This is a genomic window from Bacteroidota bacterium (genome assembly GCA_039111535.1).
Classification (GTDB): Bacteria; Bacteroidota; Rhodothermia; order Rhodothermales; family JAHQVL01; genus JBCCIM01.
Genome location: JBCCIM010000117.1, coordinates 1 through 20,697, shown reverse-complemented (window position 1 = coordinate 20,697; position 20,697 = coordinate 1). Strand labels below are relative to the sequence as shown.

General features: G+C 51.0%; 20 protein-coding genes. 7 read left to right on the top strand and 13 right to left on the bottom strand.

What is annotated here, in order from left to right; translation table 11 throughout:
• Positions 1-250: hypothetical protein (locus tag AAF564_16925; GenBank protein ID MEM8487239.1), on the top strand; the 250-nt coding region annotated here is incomplete at its 5' end.
• Between the two features lie 116 nt (positions 251-366).
• Positions 367-1,485, top strand: coding sequence for an Sb-PDE family phosphodiesterase (locus tag AAF564_16920; GenBank protein MEM8487238.1), 1,119 nt, complete (start codon positions 367-369; stop codon positions 1,483-1,485).
• 80 nt (positions 1,486-1,565) lie between these two features.
• On the opposite strand, the gene AAF564_16915 is transcribed toward AAF564_16920, so the two are convergent.
• From AAF564_16915 to AAF564_16885, 7 genes are all read right to left on the bottom strand, one after another.
• A complete protein-coding gene (locus AAF564_16915) occupies positions 1,566-2,360 on the bottom strand; it encodes an inositol monophosphatase (GenBank protein MEM8487237.1) in 795 nt (264 codons plus the stop codon).
• Positions 2,361-2,443: 83 nt separating this feature from the next.
• On the bottom strand, positions 2,444-3,517 hold the full coding sequence (locus AAF564_16910; protein MEM8487236.1) for a phosphotransferase family protein: 1,074 nt from the start codon (positions 3,515-3,517) through the stop codon (positions 2,444-2,446).
• Complete coding sequence (locus AAF564_16905) at positions 3,514-4,752, bottom strand: acyl-CoA dehydrogenase family protein (protein ID MEM8487235.1); 1,239 nt, start codon at positions 4,750-4,752, stop codon at positions 3,514-3,516. The genes AAF564_16910 and AAF564_16905 overlap by 4 nt, the downstream gene beginning before the upstream one ends.
• Positions 4,753-4,848: 96 nt before the next feature.
• Positions 4,849-5,244 carry a VOC family protein gene (locus AAF564_16900; GenBank protein MEM8487234.1) on the bottom strand — a complete coding sequence of 132 codons (396 nt, stop codon included), beginning with the start codon at positions 5,242-5,244 and terminating at the stop codon, positions 4,849-4,851.
• A 134-nt stretch (positions 5,245-5,378) separates the two neighbouring features.
• Positions 5,379-6,266, bottom strand: a complete 888-nt coding sequence (locus AAF564_16895) for a hypothetical protein (GenBank protein ID MEM8487233.1) — start codon at positions 6,264-6,266, stop codon at positions 5,379-5,381.
• Positions 6,267-6,315: 49 nt separating this feature from the next.
• On the bottom strand, positions 6,316-6,897 hold the full coding sequence (locus AAF564_16890; GenBank protein ID MEM8487232.1) for a TetR family transcriptional regulator C-terminal domain-containing protein: 582 nt from the start codon (positions 6,895-6,897) through the stop codon (positions 6,316-6,318).
• Positions 6,898-7,134: 237 nt separating this feature from the next.
• A complete protein-coding gene (locus AAF564_16885) occupies positions 7,135-7,905 on the bottom strand; it encodes a glucose 1-dehydrogenase (protein MEM8487231.1) in 771 nt (256 codons plus the stop codon).
• A gap of 130 nt (positions 7,906-8,035) precedes the next feature.
• Between AAF564_16885 and AAF564_16880 the strand changes: the two genes are divergently transcribed.
• From AAF564_16880 to AAF564_16870, 3 genes are all read left to right on the top strand, one after another.
• Positions 8,036-8,893 carry an HDOD domain-containing protein gene (locus tag AAF564_16880; GenBank protein MEM8487230.1) on the top strand — a complete coding sequence of 286 codons (858 nt, stop codon included), beginning with the start codon at positions 8,036-8,038 and terminating at the stop codon, positions 8,891-8,893.
• A gap of 193 nt (positions 8,894-9,086) precedes the next feature.
• Entirely contained in the window at positions 9,087-9,410 is a 324-nt protein-coding gene (locus AAF564_16875) for a hypothetical protein (protein ID MEM8487229.1), read from the top strand.
• Positions 9,411-9,547: 137 nt separating this feature from the next.
• Complete coding sequence (locus AAF564_16870; protein MEM8487228.1) at positions 9,548-9,883, top strand: cytochrome c; 336 nt, start codon at positions 9,548-9,550, stop codon at positions 9,881-9,883.
• A gap of 36 nt (positions 9,884-9,919) precedes the next feature.
• Here AAF564_16870 and AAF564_16865 read toward each other — a convergent pair whose 3' ends face one another.
• Positions 9,920-11,458 (bottom strand): GMC family oxidoreductase, encoded by a 1,539-nt coding sequence (locus tag AAF564_16865; GenBank protein ID MEM8487227.1) that lies wholly within the window; start codon positions 11,456-11,458, stop codon positions 9,920-9,922.
• Between the two features lie 18 nt (positions 11,459-11,476).
• Positions 11,477-11,806: a hypothetical protein gene (locus AAF564_16860; GenBank protein ID MEM8487226.1), complete on the bottom strand. Its 330-nt coding sequence runs from the start codon at positions 11,804-11,806 to the stop codon at positions 11,477-11,479.
• Positions 11,807-12,274: 468 nt separating this feature from the next.
• On the opposite strand from AAF564_16860, the gene AAF564_16855 reads away from it, so the two are divergent.
• Positions 12,275-13,063: a GntR family transcriptional regulator gene (locus AAF564_16855; GenBank protein MEM8487225.1), complete on the top strand. Its 789-nt coding sequence runs from the start codon at positions 12,275-12,277 to the stop codon at positions 13,061-13,063.
• On the opposite strand, the gene sulP is transcribed toward AAF564_16855, so the two are convergent.
• The 4 genes from sulP to AAF564_16835 form a co-directional block, all read right to left on the bottom strand.
• Positions 13,047-14,786, bottom strand: a complete 1,740-nt coding sequence (gene sulP / locus AAF564_16850) for a sulfate permease (protein MEM8487224.1) — start codon at positions 14,784-14,786, stop codon at positions 13,047-13,049. The two genes, AAF564_16855 and sulP, sit on opposite strands and share 17 nt — an antisense overlap.
• Before the next feature lie 56 nt (positions 14,787-14,842).
• Positions 14,843-16,279 (bottom strand): MBL fold metallo-hydrolase, encoded by a 1,437-nt coding sequence (locus tag AAF564_16845; GenBank protein MEM8487223.1) that lies wholly within the window; start codon positions 16,277-16,279, stop codon positions 14,843-14,845.
• 202 nt (positions 16,280-16,481) lie between these two features.
• Positions 16,482-16,943: a DUF6691 family protein gene (locus AAF564_16840; protein MEM8487222.1), complete on the bottom strand. Its 462-nt coding sequence runs from the start codon at positions 16,941-16,943 to the stop codon at positions 16,482-16,484.
• 11 nt (positions 16,944-16,954) lie between these two features.
• Entirely contained in the window at positions 16,955-17,515 is a 561-nt protein-coding gene (locus AAF564_16835; GenBank protein ID MEM8487221.1) for a YeeE/YedE thiosulfate transporter family protein, read from the bottom strand.
• A gap of 979 nt (positions 17,516-18,494) precedes the next feature.
• On the opposite strand from AAF564_16835, the gene AAF564_16830 reads away from it, so the two are divergent.
• A partial coding sequence (locus tag AAF564_16830) for a carboxypeptidase-like regulatory domain-containing protein (GenBank protein ID MEM8487220.1) occupies positions 18,495-20,697 on the top strand: 2,203 nt, incomplete at its 3' end.

The following is a 20,697-nucleotide window of genomic DNA, read 5'->3' as shown; positions in this document are numbered from 1 at the left end:
GGCACTGCGTGCTGTAGCTGTTGTTCGTGAAGATATCGATCTCGAGTTCCTGGGCGGCGGCATAACCCTGGGCGGCGGCGCTTCGTACTATCTGACCCCTGCCGTTGCGCTGGAAGTAGGTCTTCGGCTGGGATGGGGCGGCTTTAATGAGGTAGAGCAGCGGACGGTGATGCTCGATATTGATCCGGATGATTTTGGGTATGCAGAGAGCCGGCTTTCATTTGGACTGGTTTTTTATCCCCTCAGATAATGCAAGAAGCGAGACTTGCAGTTCTGGTCGAACAGGGTTAACGTCTTGATAACCGCATCCGTGGACTATTCGGTTATTTTAAAACCCCATTGTTCTGATTTGCACCCCCTCGCATCATGAAAAAGAGCCTGTTTTTTCTCCTGGCGTTGTTACTCGCACAGACGCCGGCGCTTGCCCAGCATTCCCACGAACACGGCCGCGTTATCACCTTTCCAGATATCCCCGGTTATCAAACCCTGCTGTGTGATTTCCACATTCACACTGTTTTTTCCGATGGCAGCGTCTGGCCCAACATTCGCGTCCAGGAAGCCATCCGTGATGGATTGGATGCCATTTCTCTAACAGAGCATCTAGAATACCAACCCCACATAAACGACATCCCGCATCCCGACCGCAACCGATCCCATCACATTGCCACGGAAGTGGCTGAAGGCCATGACCTGATTGTAATTCAGGGCGCAGAAGTGACGCGTGACATGCCGCCGGGGCATTCCAATGCCATCTTTATTACAGATGCCAACAAACTGATGATGGACGATCCCTTTGACGTCTTTCGTGAAGTGAAACGGCAAGGCGGATTTGTTTTCTGGGATCACCCGAACTGGACGGCCCAGCGCGCTGATGGCGTTGCCACATTAACAGATATGCACCGCCAATTGATCGAGGAAGGGTTGCTGCACGGCATTGAAGTGGTCAACGATCACACGTATTCGGATGAAGCCCTCGCTATTGCGTACGCGCATAATCTGACTGTAGTTGGTACCTCCGACATCCATGGTCTGGTAGATTGGCAGTATGAAGTACCAGAGGGTGGGCACCGGCCGCTGATGCTCGTTTTTGCGGAGGAACGCTCTGAAGCCGGCATCAAAGCAGCCATGCAAACCGGACGGACCGCTGCCTATTACCGTAATCAACTGATCGGGAAAGGGGCGTACCTCGTGCCCCTGCTTGAGGCTTCGTTGGTGGTAGAAGAAGCTTGGTATGGTGGAGATGCAACTGTGTTATCCGTTGTGCTGAAAAACAATTCAGACATGCCCATGATGCTCAAAAACACGACGGACTACACCCTCCACAACAGCACTGGCATTGTGCAGGTGCCGGCGCACCACGAAGAAACCGTTCAGGTTAAAACTGTGGAACGGGTAAGGGAGCTATCGCTGACTTTTGAAGTGCTCAATGCGATTACCGCACCAAGTACAACTGCGCATATTGAAATACCTGTCACGGTTGAGTGAGTACGGCAATGCTACGAGCATTGGCATGCTACACTGGTTAATGCTACTGCACAGCGCTCAAGTGAATACTTCAGCGCTGACTAGTGAGCAACAGGGGATAGGTTGAGCGTATCACACACCCAATCTACAACTTCCGGCTTGCCGAACACCCAATCGTAGCGGGGTTGTCCCGCATCCATACGTGTGCCCACGCAAACAGCTTTCCCGCCGGCTTCTTCCATAAAGAGTACCGTGGCCATGCAATCCCAGATGCGTATGTCAAAGTCTACCATTGCGCCAACAACTCCTTCTATGGCCAGGGTATGTCCGAAGCAATCGCAGTACGTACGCACATGCGGATGGATAGCCATCAATTTGTCAAAGAGCCCGTCAAGACCACAACTCACAAACTGCGCGCGTTCTCCTGTAGCAATGACCTCATCTTCAATAGGTGAGGATGCTGGCGGCGCAAGGGTGACAGGGACGCCATTACGCATTACACCGCAGCCTTTAGCCGCTACATACTGCCGGCCCAGGGCGGGCAGGTCAATAACACTCACCAGGGGTGTCTTGTCTTCCATTAAACACAGCAATGTGCCGTATAGCGGGATTCCTTGTTTAAAACTGTGCGTGCCGTCTATCGGATCAATCACCCAGGTGTAGGATGAACCCTTGTCTATGGTCGGAAATTCTTCGCCAAGAATGTTGTGGTCAGGGAATGTTTCTGCCAGGGTGGCGCGGATGAATTGCTCGGTCTCTTTGTCGGCCCGCGTTACAAAACTGTTGTCAGCTTTTTTGATGGCCTGGAGATCGCCACTATCAACAATAGCAAGCAGGCGTTCCCTGGCTTCAAGGATGATGGTAGATGCTGTTGCGCTAATGTACTGTAAATCCATATTCGGGTAAAAAAGTATAAGCAGGGTATCGAGGCACAGGATAGGGGTAGATTTCGGGCCTGTGGTTTATCGTTGTGTTATGGTTAAGGATCAATTTGGTTTGTCTGGATTGCTTGCCACGCCATTTGACTACACGCTCGAACGGCATGGATGAGGTTGGCAAACCGCGGGTCTTTGGTGTGGCCTTGCTTGTATCGGGCATAGATTTGTTGAACGATGCCGGCAATTTTGAAAAGCCCAAACGCGTAGTAAAATACCAGATGGTCGAGTGATGTGCCGGTAGCAGCTGCGTACCAGTTGGCAAGCGTGCTACGCGAGGGGTTGCCTGGTAAGGTTGTCGGACTCAGTTTCAGTGCTTGCATCGCCGGTGGATCGTCGTCGGTTACCCAGTATCCAAGCGTCGTGCCGAGATCCATCATGGGGTCACCGAGGGTAGCCATTTCCCAGTCGAGGATGCCAATGATCTGCGTCCAGTCTGCCGGATCGAGCACCACATTGTCGTACTTGAAATCGTTGTGGATCAACGCAGCGCTTTGGTTTGTCGGCATGTTTTCCTGTAACCATTTGCCGATGGCATCCATGGCGGGAATATCATCCGTCGTGGCTTTGCCATAGCGTTTAATCCAGCCGCTTACCTGTCTGTCGATGTATCCGGCTGGTTTGCCCAGATCGGCAAGGCCGGCTGCGTTGTAATCAATCGCGTGCACCTCAGCAAGGGTACGGATGAACTGCGCTGCAATCTGCGTCATCAATGCTGGAGAAGGATGCATAGCTGCCGGCATCCCTGCCCGCAGAATTACCCCTTCTACCTGTTCCATCATATAAAAGGGCGCGCCAATCACTGATGGGTCATCGCAATAGAGATGGGGTGCCGGTACCTGAGGGTAAAGGGGGCTGAGGCCGTCGAGGATTTTGAATTCCCGGGCCATGTCGTGGCCTGATTTTACATTGGCACCGGGAGGAGGCCGGCGTAAAATCCAGCGCGTATCGTCCCACCCAATTTCGTACGTAAGGTTAGAAAAGCCACTGGGGTATTGCCTGACATGCAGATTTTGAACTGGGAAAGAGAAGTGGTCTTGCAGATAGCGCTGCAGTGCGGCAATATCGAGGGCATCGCCATCCCTGAGATCTATTGGTTGATCACGCCAATCGGTCATGGTTTGCCATTGGTTTGATCAGATGCAGATGGGGGGGCATAAGCCTTGAGAATCAGCCGCGCTGCCCGGCTTTTGTGGACCTCATCTGCGCCATCATAGATGCGGCTTGCGCGTTCGTGTCGGTACCAGAACGAAAGCAGGGTGTCATCGCTCATGCCCAGGGCGCCGTGCACCTGAATAGCGCGGTCGAGTACTTTTTGGAGCACGCCGGCTACATAAAACTTGATCAAAGAGATGTCGATACGTGCTTCATAAGCCCCTGCCGTATCAATTTTACGCGCCGCATCCAGTACCAGGTGACGGGCTGCATTGATCTCAACGCGGCTATCCGCGATAAAATGCTGCATGGCCTGCTTGTTGGCGAGGGTTACGCCGGGCTTGAGTTCACGTGATGCAACACGGATACACATCATTTCGAATGCCCGTTCGCAAATCCCCAGCCAACGCATGCAATGATGAATACGGCCCGGGCCGAGCCGTTCTTGCGCAATTTTGAAGCCGGACCCTTCTTCACCCAGCAAGAACGACCGCGGTACCCGGATATTTTCGAGTTTGACCTCAGCATGACTCATCCAGTCTTCCCCTTCATCTCCCATAACCGAAATATTCCGAATCCGCTTGAAGCCGGGTGTATTGGTTGGGACGATAATCTGGCTCGCCCGCTCATACGGACTTTCAGCAAGTGGATTGGTTATGGCCATCACAATGGCAAAGCTGGCGCCATCAGCACCTGTTGTGAACCATTTGTGGCCATTGATGACGTATTCTTCGCCAACTTTGGTGGCAGTTGTTTGAAGGACAACAGGGTTGGAGCCTGCCTGTCCGGGTTCTGTCATGGCAAAGCAACTACGGATTGAACCACGGAGTAGAGGTTTGAGAAAGTGTGTTTTCTGTTCAGGGGTACCGTGGGCAATCAGGATTTCCATGTTGCCGGCATCCGGTGCCTGGCAATTGAAAACGAAGTGTCCGAATGGGGAGCGGCCCAGGATTTCGCTGATCCGACCGTAAGCTTGCAGTCGTAAACCAAGGCCACCAAAGGCATGGGGGATTTGTGGGGTCCACCAGCCTTGCGCCTTTACCTGTTCGCGTTTTTGCTCCAGGATAGGAAGCAGGTAGTTGAACCGTCCTTTTTGCCATGATTTTTCGAGCGGCACGAGCTCATCATCAACAAACGTCCGTATGGCCGCAAGTGATTTCTCAAAAGCATGGGGTGTAGATACATCCGAAAACTGCATACAGGTAGCCGGCATGTGGGCAGGGCTTTGTCGAATATCGCCCATTGTGCAGGAAATGTCCAATGCCGGCGCCCGGTTTTGCGGCTGAGCGATACCTTAGCTACCGCCAACGGGTGTACAGAGCTCAATCAAGACGCCATCTGGTGCTTGTACATACCCTACAGTCTGGCCCCATGGTTTTTGGACGGGTGGTGCAATCTGGGTAGCGCCTGCTGCAAGGGCTGCTACAAAAGCAGTGGCTACGTCTTCGGTAACAAGGGCTATTTCTATGCCGGCCGGCTTTAAGGTGCTGTTAAGCGGGGTATAGCCGTCAGGGAAATTTGATTCGCCTAGCTGCTTTGCGGCAAAAGCAAGCGCAGTGCTTCCCGTGTCCAGTTCAGCATAGTCTCCGCCTTCGTGTACAAACCTGGTTTTCAGCGAAAAAGCAGTTGTATAAAAAGCGAGCGTTTCCGCTACGTCTTCAACGTAAATAATGACGTATCCTAGTTTCATATAACGTTGTGCATCAGAAGGTGGTAATTCACCTTGTGGATTAAAAAGAATGTTAAGGTAAACAGCAGCAATGCCAGCCCTATGTCACCGCTGTGTAGGGCAAACGGGCCGGCATTGCCTGGTGTATGCCGGGGCTATTCCGTTTTAGCGTCGCCGACCAGGTCAAGCTGTGCATTGGGGCGCAAGGTAGCCAGATCCACGACGTCAAACTCAAAGTCAGCTATTGTCAATTTGTGTAAGAATTTACGGTCTTTTTTCAGGCCATTGATAAAAATGAATTGCTCAAATGGGATTAATACCCCGTTGATTTCGCGGAAATCGTCGAAGTGGATAGAACCGTAAAACGCTTTGGCCCCCGGTGCCTTGAGTGGTGTGTCGCGTACCGTAAATTCAGCGAAGTCAATGAGTCCTGTGTCCCGGTTAATCCAAACCCTGTACTGGTCGCTTTCGACGTGGGCTTTGGTTGTGTTCCAGGTAGCAAATACCCGGTCGTACATCTGGCCCTCTCGTTCTGCCGGCGTAATGGCTGTAATGATTGGCGCGCGTTTTAAGCGATCACCAAGCTCAAAAAAGTACTGAAAAGCTGCCAGTCCAAATCGGATGTTTTTGTCTGCTTTATCGAGAAATGCAATATCGCCGCCTGGTGCTTGTTCGTAATATTGCCAGCTTTGCAGCCCGGCCAATGTCCCCTCTTTTTTACCGTTCAAGAATTTGACGCGGCTGTCAAAAGTATTGATAGCATAATCGAGTTGCAGGTCCGTTCTGAGATCCGGCCATACTTTGCCTAGCCTCCCCAAAAGACCTTTCCAATGGTCTTCCGCTACCACACGGTAGGTGGCATGGGCATGCATTTTATCCATGCCCTGCGCTTGCCAGGCTTTATCGAGCAGCGCCTTGCCTTCCGCAATTTTTGCTTCCTGAAGCCCTTCCTTTTTTAATGTTTTTGTTTGCAAATCAACCAGTTTGCATCCTGAGAGCAGACTGAGCAGCGCGACAAGTAGAATCGAGTGAGTAACTTTCATGGTGTTTTTATTGAGTTAGACCAAATGGTCTAGTTGAGTGCAAAAAAATTTATGAGGCTATAAATGCAAGCAGGGTATCGATCATTTGCCGCATGGGGGCGGTGTCGCGTTTCATTTTGACGCGGCCATACGAGCCATTAACAGCTGTGTGTAGCATTGCAGCAAGGTCTTCAGCAGACTGAGACGTTGTAATGTCTCCGGCTGCCTGTCCTTCCGCAATACACGCTGTTACACGGGTGACCCAGGCTTCAAACTGAATATCCAGTGCCCGGGCTACGGTGTCGCTGTTGCCGGCAAGTTCAAAAGCCATGTTGTATACGAGACAACCTTTGGTACACGCTTCAGCTTCAGCAATGGATACGAGGCTGTAATAGAAGCTGCGGAGCCGCTCGATGGTGTTTTGGCTTTGGTCCGAGAAAGTCGCGTCCATAAACGCAGTCAGCCTGTTGCCATAATATTCAATCACTTCCAGCGCATACGCTTCTTTGGTAGGGAAGAAATTGTAAAACGAGCCTTTAGAGATGCCGCAAGCGTCGAGGATTTCTTTAACCCCGGTGTTGTGGTACCCATTGGCCCGAAATACAGCTTCACCACCGCTGACAATGTCTGTTTTTTTGTGTTTGATATTCATGGATTAGACTGATTGGTCTATTTGAATATGCTTAGCTGTTAACTCGGTTCCTGGGGATTTTGTGATTTCGGGTTTTCGTGTTGTCGGTTTTTTGGTGATTTCGTTTTTTGGTGATTTTGGTTTTTCGTGTTGTCGTGTTTTCGTTGATTGGTGTTTGCATTTCTTGATGGGCGGAATTCACTCCCCCGAAATCCCGAAATCCCGAAATCCCGAAATCCCGAAATCCCGAAATCCCGCTCAAGCAATCACATAGCCGCCGTCGGCCAGGTACATGCCTCCGGTGCAGTAGCTGGAGGCATCTGATGCAAGGAACAGGGCAAGGCCTACCATTTCTTCAGGTTGCGCAATGCGGCCGAGGGGGAGTTGGGTGTTGATATGTGCCATCATCTGTTCGTTTTGCCAGAGTGCTGCACTGAACTTGGTTTTCACAAGTCCCGGACAAATGGTGTTTACCCGGATGCCAGCAGCCCCCCATTCTTTTGCCATAACCTGCGTCATGGTTACCAGGGCAGCTTTGCTTACACTGTAGAGTCCGAGTCCCTGATCGGGCTTGATGGCTTCAATAGAACTGATGTTGATCACAGAGGCACCGGGACTTGCTTTTAAGAGGGGATAAGCAGCTTTGCACAGCATAAATGGCCCTTTGACATTGACCTGCATGATTTTGTCAAAAGCTGCTTCGTCTGCGTCCTGAATGGGGCCGTATACCGGATTGGTAGCAGCATTGTTAATTAGAATATCAAGCCGGCCATGTTCCTCTCCAATCGTATCGATAGCCGCAGCAATTTCATCGGGTTTGCCCATGTGACAGCCCACGCTCGAAACCTGTAGCCCCTCTGCACGCAAACCGGCAGCCACCTCGGCGACCGCTGCTGCTCGCCGGCTACTAATTACCACATGGGCACCAAACTGACACAAGCCACGGGCAATCGCCAATCCAATGCCCTTGCTTGCACCTGTTATAAAGGCTACGCGATTGCTGAGGTCGAACTGGTTTTGCAAATTCATCTTTAAGTTGACTGGTTTGGGGCTGGAGGCGTGGGGCTTTTAAAGCGCACGGAGATACATCCGATATCGAACATAGAATATCCACTCTTTGAAGAAGCGGTGCAAGCCGACTTCCAAGATACTGTTGCCCATGTCTGTCCTTGCTGCGCAAGCCCCTGTTTCCAAAGCTTTTTCACAATACGATGATGCCATTGCGGCGCGTATTGAAACAGGTAAGTTGAAATTGCCGGTGTTGCCGCTTGCGATTCAGCGGATTATGGAGATGAATAGCAATCCCGAGTTTGATGTCCAGGCATTGTCTGAATTAATACACCAGGATCAGACACTTGCCGGCCATGTGTTGCGGGTCTGTAATTCTTCAATTTATGCCGGCACGTATAAAATCAGTTCTCTACGGCAGGCCATTTCGAGGCTGGGTGGCCATGCAATGGTGAAAATTGCGGTATCGGTTACAATGCAGGGCGAGATCTTTCAGGTGGTGCGGTTTCGGGAAGAAATTCAGGAAATCTGGCGCCATGCTTTTGCAAGTGGACTCTATGCGCAGGAGATCGCAATTGTGCGTGGCGCACCTGATCCTCAGATGTACATGTGTGGTTTGCTGCACCAGGTAGGCAAACCCGTTCTTCTGCAGACCATCGTGTCTGTTGCGCGCCAACTGGATAGCGTGCTGGATGAAAGCGAAGTAGCCAGGCTTCTTGCGGTGTACCACACGCGGGTTGGCACCCTGCTTGCAACAACCTGGAAGCTACCTGCGACCATTGTTGATGCCTGTCGGTTTTACGAACAACCCGGTGATGCGCCGACGCCGGCAACAGAGGTGTATGTCACGCATCTAGCGTCCCGGCTTGCAGATGGATTGCTAGAAGGGCAGGTGCCGGCCTGTGATCCGGCGTTGCTGGATGCTATCGGATTAACGGCAGCGCATTGGGCCACTCTGCAATCTAAAGAAGAGGAAATCAAAGCGATGATGGGAGCGATCTCTGTTTAGGCATCATCTGCGCAAACACGATAAATTTTGCAAAGTCTGGTTCTCGGAATGACTGTTTAATGTGGTTAATGAGGGGATTAAACGTCCACATTGGCTTTAGAGGGTCAATTTTCCTTACCTTTTTCTATCAAATCAAGCTATTAGCATCTCTTCTACATAGCAATTCACATCTGTTCTGGCGAATGGGTTAGTCATGAAAGTATCGCCAATCATATTCAGTACACTGCTCACCGCACTTATCCTGTGGTTTTTTGCAATCTTTGAAGTGGGTCCTTTAACGGGATGTTCGATGGGCATCATGCGTTTGCCGTTTATGCTCGGGATTGTCCCGCCCGTCACCGGTGTACTGAGCCTGCCGACCTATTTTGCGCTCACGCTGTGTGACAAATATGGCATCGAAAACCAACTGGCCCAGGCGATGGTAGCCCTCTTAATCCAGATGCCGCTTGCGTTTGTTATCACCGCGCTCGTGACGCCCCTTGAAGACGGGCAGTTGTGGGATTGTGTTGTGGGGTAACAGTTTTTTATTGCCTTACTTTGCTGTACCTTGGGAGCCGGCACCGCGGTGCCATTGGTTAACTCATTCACGCAAGACAGGGACCCATGCAGGGGAGGAGGGCGCAACGCTGGACACTGCTTTTTCTGTGTAGCTTGATGGCGCTATACAACTGCGGATGTAACCCCGAAGTTAGCCAACAGGTCGATCAGCTTGCCACGGGAACGCAACTCTATACCACTTACTGCGCCAGTTGTCATGAAGTAGAAAACGGTATCGGGCCGCGTTTAACCAAAGAAGTTGTTGCCACGCGTGTAAACGGACAGTTGCTGTATAACTACAACAAACGCAACATGCCCTACCAGGCTGGCAACACCCTGACGCCAGATCAATACTGGGCCATCACGGCTTATATGCTGAAGCGCGATGGATTTATGGAAGAAGATGTGTTGCTGTCTGCTGAGAATGCGCGTGAGGTTGAACTTATGGAGTGAGGAGTTTTGAGTGAGGAGTTTTGAGGATTCCTTGTCTTAGTTTTTGTCGATGATTTGTTTGAGGTAATCGGACAGGCGGAGGCTGAGGGCTATCACTGTAAGGGTTGGGTTGGCTGCACCAGCTGTTGTGAAAGCTGAAGAACCTGCCATATACAGGTTTTGGATGCCGTGTACCTGGCAATTGCTATCGACAACGCCTTGTTTGGGGTCTGTGTGCATTCTTGTAGTGCCCATGTGGTGCCATCCTCCTGCAAGGTGCCGGGGCCACATAGGGTCGTCGCTTAATAGCCAATCATTGAGTTGGACGCGTCCGATGCCTAGCCGGCCGGCTTCCTCGCCTACTGTTTCATAGAAGCTACGGATAGAGTGTTTGTCCAGCTTCGTCAACTGCCAGTCGAGTTTGGTTCGCGGCACCCCAAGTGCATCTTTGTCCTGGCTCAAGCCAATCCTGGAATTTGGATTTGGTGCTTGCTCCAGCCGTGTATGCATGCTATACACTTTTATTTTTGAATGGTCGATCAACATAGAATTGCCGCTTGCAGCCTGTATCTCAAGGGATTCGAACATACGAATCGTTTCTGCGGCGTCTTCCGGATATCGCTCTATGCTTAACGGAGATTCTGAAAGGGGAACAGGACGCAGAGAGCCTGTACAGTTGAGGCTCTTCAAGGCTTCCTGTTTCTCAGCGGTTAATGAGAGCTCGCCAAAAAATTTGGAAATAAAGAGATCTACGGTGTACAGTTTCATCGGGCCCGGGTTTGGGAGTAAAAACCGGGCAGAATCTACTTCCAGGTGTTCCATGAAGTAGCGACCTACGAGGTCATTGGTGTTGCCCAGGCCGGCGGTTGCCTGTTTGTTGGAAGCAAGCAGCAACCGCGCATTTTGCATTGCCCCACAGGCCAACACAAATCTGCGCGCACGCACAGCGTGTGATTTCCCGTTCAGGTCTCTGATTTCGACCTGCTTTACCGCTGATACGGACTCGTTTGCCTCAATATTACAAACGTTGGCGTGGGTGTATAGATGAATGTTGGGGGAATCGACAATAGCCTGCCTGTACTTTTTGCCAAAACGTGTCGGTGGACTCAATTGCCACATTTTGGTCCACACAGGGGAGTCTTCGAAAGGGAGTTTTACCAGTTCGGGATCATTGCCTATGTACGCATCGATATCAAAAGAGTATTTCTGCAATTCTACAATCTCGGATGCCCTGTTGTAGTATGGGTCGAGATCGTTACGCGAGATAGGCCAGCCGCTGTGCGGGATCCAGGGGCGGTATGCAAAATCTTGCGGGTCATATGGTGCTGACCAGCCGGCCCAATGCCCCGTAGTGCCACCAAAGAAGTGCAGTCGGGCTGATTGGAGCGGGAAATACCGCTGGCCAACGCTTTCGCCGGCGTACAAGTTCTGGATATCAGACTCAACATTAAATCCACCTCCTTCGAGGAGAATCACGTTGTAAGCGGTATTGGCCCATTCGAGGGCCATGCTGATGCCGGCAGCGCCTGCGCCAACGATACAAATATCTCCTTCAATGACACTGTGGTCATCAAGGGTACGCGCATCAGTATGCATGGGGGTGGGGTGCTTTGTTTATACCCTGGTGAGGCTAAAGAGTGCACATTGCATCGCTTCGGTTTCTGCGAGAATCCAGCCGTTGAGCTGACAGGTGTAACCTGTTGCAAAGTCGTGTTTAACACGCGCTGAAATCGCATCTGGCAGTGCTTGTAAGCGGAGCGATCCGAGCCGGCGTTCTAGCAGGCTTGTGAGCGATGTTACTGTGTGCGGATCTGGAGATGAAGCAAGGTAGGCTTCTCCTATGGCTGCAACAGCATCCGGGTCGTCCAGGAGTTGGAGAAGCTCCGGACGGGCCAATTGGTGGGTAGCAATAGGTTGGGGAACCAGCAATGAAACTGGGATCATACTGGTACAACTTGCGAATGCAGTGCGTCTGAGGAAGGTTCTGCGCTTCATCTTGGTATTCATCATTGTGTCCGATGAATATACAGATTGGGCTTACAAGATGCGATTCCTGGCGTTCATGAACGAATATATCTGCATGCCAGCCCACTTTTTAATAGCAGCCAAATTAGACAATGTCCCCCCCAAGTGCCATCCGGTATGGAAGTCGAGTGGCATGGGCCAGCACACGCCAGGTGATCAGGGGGCGTAAAACGGTCCAGATACCCATCATGGCATTAACCCAAATCAAGCAGAAAAAAGTACTGGACTTCTACGTTAGACGATACAAACCGATTGCATACGTAATGCAATAATGATTTTTTCCAATAAAGGCGTTCGCATTGAACAAGTTGATTACTTGTAATTACATGTTTTCTATTTAGTTACCACGTCCGTACCTTGAACAAATAGTACACAAAAGGAGTGGGTATGCTTGCGTCGGGAAAACCACGGCATGAACAGATTAGCAACTGGATTCGAGAGCGAATCGATGGCGGTGTCTATGCGCCTAACGACCAGCTTTTGTCTGAAAACCAGATTTGTGAGCAGTTTGGCGTGAGCCGGATTACGGTTAGGCGAGCGTTGCAGACCTTGGAAAGTGAAGGTTTGATATTTCGCCGGCAGGGATTGGGGGCATTTGTTGCTGACAATCGCGTTTCGCAGGACATGGTGCGCCTCACCAGTTTTGTGGAGGACATGCAACAGGCTGGTCTTGCGGCCACTTCCGTAATTGTGTCGCACGATACGGTACCTTGTCCGGATGCGATAGCGGAAAAGCTCAACCTGTCATCTGGAAAAAAGGTCGTCGTGTTGGAGCGCTTGCGTTTGGGCAACGGTGAACCTATCGCATTTGACCGCACCTGGTTGCCGGCGTTTTACGGGCAGTTACTCGAAGGATCAGACCTGGAAAATGAAACGATTTATCGGGTCCTCGAAGAAGACTACGAAATTGAGGTACTGCGTGGTCACTATAGACTCGGGGCTGTAAATGCCGATCGTTTTCTGGCTGAGCAGCTTCATGTGCGCGAAGGGCTTGCGCTTTTTCTCATCGAACGGACTTCCATGACAACCCACGACAAGCCCGTCTATTTTCAGCGCCGGTATTATAGAACGGATAAAGTGTCTTACGAGCTCGAACTGGTTCGTGATGGTGAGAAAGGCAAACACAACAGCATGCCGTTGCGCGAGTTTGCCCCCAAATTTAATCAGGGTTCGTAACAGGCGCCGGCAGCGACCCGGTCAGGCTGGCTGCCTGAATTATTTCACGTTCGCTGATCTGCGAAATGCCCTTTTCGCACTGTATGTGCTGCACAGCCCGGTAAGGACTGAGGAAGAAATGGTCCTCTCCAAGACGCTTTTCCAATCCTGATCGCCTGATTACGCCACTCACCGAGCCGTGCACACCAGTAAAGTACAGACCAATCTCACGCTCATCCAGTTGCTCTACAACAGAGAACAGCGCCTCAACAGCGGTGGTGTCGAGGTCATTGGCTGCACTGGCATCGATAATAACGGAGTGGATATCCGTATTCTTTGGCAAATCGCAGATATGAACAATGAGTTCTTTCAGGTAATCTGCATTGGCATAAGAGAAAGAGGCGTCAACGCGGAGGATGAGGATGCCGGCAATCAATTTGGCCTCTTCAAAAATCTCTACATCTCTAAAAGAACGTGTGCCCGGGAGATTGCCCAGGACAGCGACGTTGGGTCTGCTAATCCGGTACATCACTACGACAACCGAGGCAGCAATACCAATGAGAATACCTTTTTGCAGTCCAAGCACCAGCGTGACAATAAAAGTCATAAGGGCAAGGTGTCCATCGCTGCGTTTCATCTTGTAGAGGTTGCGAATCCCGGAGATGTTGATCATACCAAAAGCGGCTACCATAATGATGGATGCAAGGATCGGGACGGGCAAGTAGTAGAAAATTGGTGTAAGAAAGAGGAGTGTCAAGGCAACGAGGGTAGCGGCTACCAGGTTTGCCATGGGCGTCCGTGCACCAGCTTCGTTGTTAACCGCTGAGCGCGAAAAACCACCGGAAACGGCATAACTCTGGAAAAAACTCCCGACGAGGTTTGCCATACCAATGGCAAACAGCTCCCTGTTCGGATTGATACTGTGGTTGTTGATGGACGCATAGTACTTGCCGAGCGATACCACATTGGTAAACTGGATAAGGGCAAGGGTGAGCGCACTCACAAACAGCTGGCCCGCAAGATTGAGGTCGAAAATCGGAATAACGAGCCCCGGTAGCCCTGTTGGGATGTCGCCAAGAATACGCACGCCATACTGGTCCAACCTGAAATACCAGGTAGCCAGAATGCTGAGCCCTACTGCCAGCAGGGCCGCTGGAAATTTTGGAATAAACCGCTTCAGGGACAGGAGTAGCACAATGCCGGCGAGGCCGATGCCAAGCGAGAGTATGTGGGTATCTGCTATATTGCGGCCGGCTTCGATCAGTACAATAATGATGCGTTCTGCTCGCGGGAAGGAGAGTCCCATGATATTGGACAGCTGGCTGAAGCCTATAATGGTAGCTGCGGCAGAAATAAAACCCAGGATGACAGGCCGCGACAACAGGTTAACCAGAAACCCCATCCGCCCTATCGAGAACGCAATATGGATCAGGCCGACCATGGCGGCAAACATAAACGCGATCTGGATATAGTGATCCGTGCCCGGGGTTGCAAAACTGCGGAGCGCAAAAACCACCAGCAAGCTGTCAATAGCAACCGTGCCTGCTGAGAGCTGGCGGGAGGTACCGAGGAAGGCGTAAACTACGAGGGGGAGGAGGGAGGCATACAGACCGTGGATGGGGGGCATCCCCGCGAGCATGGCATACGCCATCCCCTGCGGGATCAGCATGATCCCCACGGTGAGTCCGGCGAGCAAGTCGCCGCCGGCATCCGTCTTGTTATACTTCCGATACCATGCAGACATGGTTTTTCGTAGTCTAATCGCGGTTAGTTATAAAGGTGAACAACCGCTGGCGTGTATCAGGCTGCCAGCGACTGGTCAGCTTCTTCTCTATTGTGTTTTGCCCATTCAGCGTACAATCCGTTTACATAAACGACATCGTGGCCGGCTCGCTTCAGCATGGCACTGGCCAGTGCTGCTCGTCCGCCACTTTTGCAGTGCACGAAATATGTTGTGTCTTCGGAAAGCTCATCCAGCCGGTCGAGCAGGCGTGTATGCGCAATGTTGATGGCCTCTGGGATGTGACCTTCATCGAACTCGGCTTTGCGACGTACATCTAGCACGGCATTGTTTGCGCGTCCGGAAATGTCGAGGTCCGTAATCGCAATTTCCCGGATCTGAGACAAATTTGATGCAGAGGCAAGCTCTTGTGCAAGCGTGTAGCCGGCGATGTTGTCAATCCCGATACGCACCAGGTTGTCTACCGCTTCGCGTACGTCTGCTGAAGATTTTACCACAAGGTATACCGCCTCATTGGGCCTGATATACGAGCCGGCGACGGTAGGGAAAGAATTATTGAGGGGTGCAAACAAGGCCTTCGGCACATGTTGCTGCATAAATGCAGATCGGTTAGTGCGGAGGTCCAGGATAGCCGTATCGTCTGCCGCCGCTGCATCCATTAGCGTTGCAATTGGTATTTGCCGGGGTATCGGGATTGCCGGAAGAACCGCCGGCCCTTCTTTGTTTTCCCGTTTCATGCGTCCGAAATAGAGCGGAGGTTCAGGCTGTCCGTCAAGGATGGCATTTACAAAGGGTGCGCGGCCTTCATGGGCGAACTGAATAGCAGCATTAAACTGCTTTTCATACCCAACGGTAGACATCGGCACGGCGCCCAATGCTTTACCACATGCACTGCCTGCTCCGTGTCCGGGCCAAATCTGCAAGTGGTCCTGCAGGGTTAAAAATTGTTTTACAGAATCGTACAGTCGGGCAGCTGACGCATCTTGTGCGCCTTGCACGCCGGCGGCTGTTTCCAGCAAATCAGGCCGGCCCAGATCTCCAACAAATACGAAGTCGCCAGACACGATGCCCATCGGCTCATCAGCACCGCCACCAAAATCGGTTACAAGGAAGCAAATATGCTCCGGCGTATGACCAGGGGTGTGCAGGACCTGGAAGCCAATGTTGCCAATCCTGAACATATCACCGTGTTTTAACGGATGAAAGTTGTATCCAGCCTGTTTTGCCCAGGTATATTTCCAATCTTCGTCGCCTTCATCGGACAGATACAGGGCAACATTGTGGGCGTCTGCAAATGCGCGTGCACCCGACAGGAAATCAGCATGGATATGGGTTTCAGCTACAGCAGTGATCTTCAATCCTTCTTTCGAAGCTATGTCGATGTAGCGCTGAATGTCCCGCTGTGGGTCAAAAACGATCGCTTCGCCTGTACGCTGGCATCCAATAATGTAGGCGTACTGTGCGAGTCTGGGTTCAAATACTTGTCGGAAATACATACCAGGTTTTGAGCTAGGAAAATGGGTCGTATGTTGATATTAGCCGAAAGCAGTGCGAAAACAGATCATTACTTGTAATGACAAGCTGTTGTACGTGGCTTCGCCCGTAGGGATTCCACTGCCCGGATAAAAGGAGGTATCGGTGTATCGGGTTCAGTATATAAAATCTACGGCTTGTTAGCTGTAGGGTGATGCCCGGCGGCTAATGGGGGAGAGACGGCTTGAGATAGCCGTAAGCCAGCGCACCCAATGCCGCACAAAACAAAACAACAGCAATGACAGACACGCCGCCGCCCAATAAAGCATACAGGGGCCCAGGGCACGCACCAGTGAGTGCCCAGCCGAGGCCGAACGTTGTGCCGCCAAACCATTGATTGTACCCGCGTTGATACGGCTTGTCGTTAATCTCGATAGGGTCACCAGACAACGTTTTGACATCGAAACGCTTGATCAGCAGGGTTGACACGGCGCCAACCAGCACCGCACTGCCGATCACACCGTACATGTGAAAACTTTGGAAACGAAACATCTCCTGGATGCGAAACCAGGAAATCACTTCACTCTTGGTGAGGATGATGCCAAAGACAATGCCCATGGCGAGGTACATCAACATGCCGGTGGCACGAAGCACCGGGGCTTCCGTTGTGGTTGATTCAGTAGTCATCGTCATGGCAATTAAAAGAGGATAGGGTAAACAAAGTGCGTAACCAGCAAGCCCCCAATGAAGAAGCCGAGCGTTGCAAACAGGGACGCTTTCTGTAAATTGGACAAGCCGGTGATTGCATGGCCAGACGTACAACCGCCAGCATACCGTGCACCAAAGCCAACGAGAAAGCCGCCCAGCACAAGCATCAAAAAGCCAACCGGCGTCAGCAGGTTTTGCCAGTTGAAAATCTCAGCGGGCACCAGTCCGTTAAAATTGGTAAGGCCGAGTGCAGACAAATCTGTAATGGTGGCATCAGACAGGGCAATGGGGTTAGGATTGGCAAGCAGGGTGGTCGCGATAAAGCCACCAATCACAATGCCCAGCGCCATAATCAGATTCCATAACCCTTTTTGGCGCCAGTTGTAGTTGAAGTATGCTGCTTTACTGGGAAGCACGGCGGCGCAGGCGTGGCGCAAACTGGATGAAATTCCAAACGCTTTGCCGGCAAATATGTATAGCGCCGGTACCATGAGGCCAATCAGGGGGCCGGCAATATACCAGGGCCAGGGTTGAGAGAGGACATCGAGCATAAGGCTTAGGACAGATTTAAAGGTGTATCAGATAGATTGTCACAGGGTTAGTACATCAAATGTGCTTGTTGTTACATGTAATAACAAGTTAGTTGTACAGGCACTCAGCAACAAGGATTCACGGTTGCGATAAAAAGATGCACAGATACCTTTGACAGATGGTAAAGCAGTCTTTAGAAAAGGCAGCACAATCGTACTGCTTCCATACAAGCTGCGGGTAGGAATTACACAAATGCTACGCATACACCCATTTACATGTCCCTTCATAGAAAAAAATTCAACTTGTAACGGATTTGACAAAATCTTCTATTTATTCTCATAGTTAACCTGGGAAACATGCGATCATAATTGCAATTTTTTCTCATTTTATTGCAAATTTGTTCTCATGTGTTGTTGGTGGGATATGAGTGGCAGGGAGTGAGTTTCTTCACGCAGCACAGTGCCGGCACCAGGATTTCCTTGCTAAAAAACTGCGACAGTACTTCTTTTATTTACAATGATTTAGGGGTATGTATTTGCGAGTAGGATAATATCTATTTTGCTTACGATAGCAGTTTGCCGGACGCGTTTGACGCTTGTGCCTGCCAGGTGAAACTAACTGCTTGATAATCGGCTTTGTTATCGAATTTAGCGTTTTTACAATAGCCTTTTTAGTCGTAAATAGCGCTGCATTGAATTCGATCATTGGGAGGATATCAGCGGTTTTAAGCAGAAGTGAATAAGTTATCGCTGAATTGTGCCTTGATTATTAGCTGAAATCTTAATATTTAATTTACATCTTTTACATAAAAGATCCGCCCTCGCTACCGGCTACTTGGGGGCCCCCGTTAGTTACAATCGAACATATGCTACTGAGTTATCCCATGGTTCAGTGTGCCGCATCCCAAGTGCGAAGCGCTTTTGTGCGTCCGGGTGCCATGTATATGAGCGTAATTAACTTATCGTGAACATCATTCACCCAACCAGCTACGCACCTACCATGCGAAAGGCAACCACACTTGTATTCCTACTAGCGTTGTTCCTGCCGGCAGTAGCAGTTGCACAATCCGGCAAGATCTCCGGTCGTGTTACCGATGCAGGCAATGGGGAAGCGCTTCCTGGCGTAAACGTCGTTATCGACGGTTCAACGCAGGGCGCTGTAACAGACATTGATGGGTATTACAATATCATCAACGTTCGCCCCGGTTCATACGCAGTCCGTGCTTCTTTTGTCGGTTATAATACCCGACTCACTGAAGGTATCCGTGTCAGTACCAACTTGACTACCGAAGTAAACTTCCTAATGCAGGAAGAGCAGGTAGGTCTTGATGAGGTAGTGGTTACGGCAGAACGACCGATTGTACAACGCGACGTTTCTGCAAACATCGCGACACTCACTGCAGACGAGATCGAAAACCTCCCCGTTGCTGGTGTAACGGAAGTGATCAACCTGCAGGCCGGTATCGATTCCGGACTCTCTATTCGTGGCGGTGGTCGCGATGAAATCGCTTTCCTTGTAGACGGGATGTCTACTGCCGGCGGCCGGACCACCGAACCATTTATGAACGTGAGTTTTACCTCTGTGGACGAGGTTCAGGTTCAGACGGGTGGTTTCAATGCTGAATATGGCAACCTGCGCTCTGGTTTGATCAACCTCGTAACCAAAGAAGGAAGCCGCACCAACTACACGGTAGATGCGGTCATGCGCTACAGCGCACCGGCCAAAAAGTATTTTGGTCCACAACCTGGTAATGAAGACTCGTTCTTCATGCGCCCCTACGTAGACCCCGACGTAGCATTTGTTGGTACACACACTGCTGAAAGCGGCTGGGATCGCTACACGCGCGAGTTTTATCCACAATGGGAAGGATTTAACTCGTTTGCTGATCGTCTGGCCGGCGACGATGACCCAACCAACGACCTCTCTGCAGAGCAGCTGCAAGAACTCATGATGTGGCGCCTGCGCAAAGACTTTGAGCCTGAAACACCTGACTTTGAAGTGGATGCCACGATTGGTGGTCCCGTGCCAGGTGGACAAAAACTGGGTAACCTGCGTTTCCTTGCTTCTTATCGCCAGACGCAGCGTGCCTATATCGTTTCCCAGCAGCGTGATGCATACCAGGGTTACACCGGACAGTTCAAGTTGACGTCTGATGTAGGTACCGGTATGAAGTTCGTTGTAAACGGTTTGTTTGCACAGGAACTGGGTATGAATACCAGTAACCAGGCATGGGTAAGCTCTTTTGACCGTGGCGAGTCTCCCGACTATCCGTGGGACAACCGCTCCGACTTGATGGCTGTCCGCTCAAACGGTGACCATGTATTCCGGGACAATAACTACACGCTGTCTGACATCGACCGGTTTAACATCGGTGCTGAATTTACGCATGCGGTAAACCCAAATACATTCTACGAAGTACGCTTCCAGCGTCAGTCAACTGAATATTTCACCCGTCCGGGCCCAGCGCGTAACGCAGAAAACATCATCAACACCATCGCTGGTGTGCCTGTAGATGATGCGCCCCTTTCATGGGATCCGCAGCCAGGTGGCCAGGGCGATATCTACCTCGGTGGTAATCTCCTCGGTGGTGGCGGTCGTGGTCGCGATACGTCTGACGTAGTTCGCTACATGGCACAGTTTGACATTACCAGCCAGGTTAACCGCTTTATGCAGGTGAAAGCTGGCCTGTCTTACGACTATGGTGATTACAATGTGAACCATGGTGACCAGGACTCATTCCATGTACATCACGCCAATCCGAAGTTCAAGTGGAACCGTCAGCCGCATGTCGGTGGTGGTTATGCACAGACCAAACTCGAATTCCAGGGTATGGTTGCTAACCTGGGTGTTCGTTTGGACTACTTCCACGCGGGTGGTGAATGGATCGAATATGACGCATATACGCGCGCTTTTACGGCGAAATTTGGTTCGGCCAATCTCGAAGAGAACCTGCCAACAGAGCCAACAGATCGCCAGGTATTCCTTAGTCCGCGTGTTGGGGTTTCATTCCCGATTACGGTGAACAGCAAGCTGTACTTCAACTATGGCCATTTCCGGCAGATTCTTGATCCGCTTCAGCTGTTCCTTGTCCGTACCGAGTTCTTCTCGCAGACGGCGGCCATTGGCAACCCGAACCATCCGATGCCCAAAACAGTGGCATACGAAATTGGTTATGAGCACAACCTGTTTGATCAGTTCCTCG

Coding starts and splice junctions, on each gene's coding strand:
- AAF564_16875 (MEM8487229.1), top strand. CDS start 9,087: ATGAAAGTATCGCCAATCATATTCAGTACACTGCTCACCGCACTTATC.
- AAF564_16855 (MEM8487225.1), top strand. CDS start 12,275: ATGCTTGCGTCGGGAAAACCACGGCATGAACAGATTAGCAACTGGATT.
- AAF564_16895 (MEM8487233.1), bottom strand. CDS start 6,266: ATGAAAGTTACTCACTCGATTCTACTTGTCGCGCTGCTCAGTCTGCTC.
- AAF564_16845 (MEM8487223.1), bottom strand. CDS start 16,279: ATGTATTTCCGACAAGTATTTGAACCCAGACTCGCACAGTACGCCTAC.
- AAF564_16885 (MEM8487231.1), bottom strand. CDS start 7,905: ATGAATTTGCAAAACCAGTTCGACCTCAGCAATCGCGTAGCCTTTATA.
- AAF564_16860 (MEM8487226.1), bottom strand. CDS start 11,806: ATGATCCCAGTTTCATTGCTGGTTCCCCAACCTATTGCTACCCACCAA.
- sulP (MEM8487224.1), bottom strand. CDS start 14,786: ATGTCTGCATGGTATCGGAAGTATAACAAGACGGATGCCGGCGGCGAC.
- AAF564_16890 (MEM8487232.1), bottom strand. CDS start 6,897: ATGAATATCAAACACAAAAAAACAGACATTGTCAGCGGTGGTGAAGCT.
- AAF564_16915 (MEM8487237.1), bottom strand. CDS start 2,360: ATGGATTTACAGTACATTAGCGCAACAGCATCTACCATCATCCTTGAA.
- AAF564_16840 (MEM8487222.1), bottom strand. CDS start 16,943: ATGACTACTGAATCAACCACAACGGAAGCCCCGGTGCTTCGTGCCACC.
- AAF564_16870 (MEM8487228.1), top strand. CDS start 9,548: ATGGCGCTATACAACTGCGGATGTAACCCCGAAGTTAGCCAACAGGTC.
- AAF564_16865 (MEM8487227.1), bottom strand. CDS start 11,458: ATGCATACTGATGCGCGTACCCTTGATGACCACAGTGTCATTGAAGGA.
- AAF564_16905 (MEM8487235.1), bottom strand. CDS start 4,752: ATGCAGTTTTCGGATGTATCTACACCCCATGCTTTTGAGAAATCACTT.
- AAF564_16880 (MEM8487230.1), top strand. CDS start 8,036: ATGTCTGTCCTTGCTGCGCAAGCCCCTGTTTCCAAAGCTTTTTCACAA.
- AAF564_16920 (MEM8487238.1), top strand. CDS start 367: ATGAAAAAGAGCCTGTTTTTTCTCCTGGCGTTGTTACTCGCACAGACG.
- AAF564_16910 (MEM8487236.1), bottom strand. CDS start 3,517: ATGACCGATTGGCGTGATCAACCAATAGATCTCAGGGATGGCGATGCC.
- AAF564_16835 (MEM8487221.1), bottom strand. CDS start 17,515: ATGCTCGATGTCCTCTCTCAACCCTGGCCCTGGTATATTGCCGGCCCC.
- AAF564_16900 (MEM8487234.1), bottom strand. CDS start 5,244: ATGAAACTAGGATACGTCATTATTTACGTTGAAGACGTAGCGGAAACG.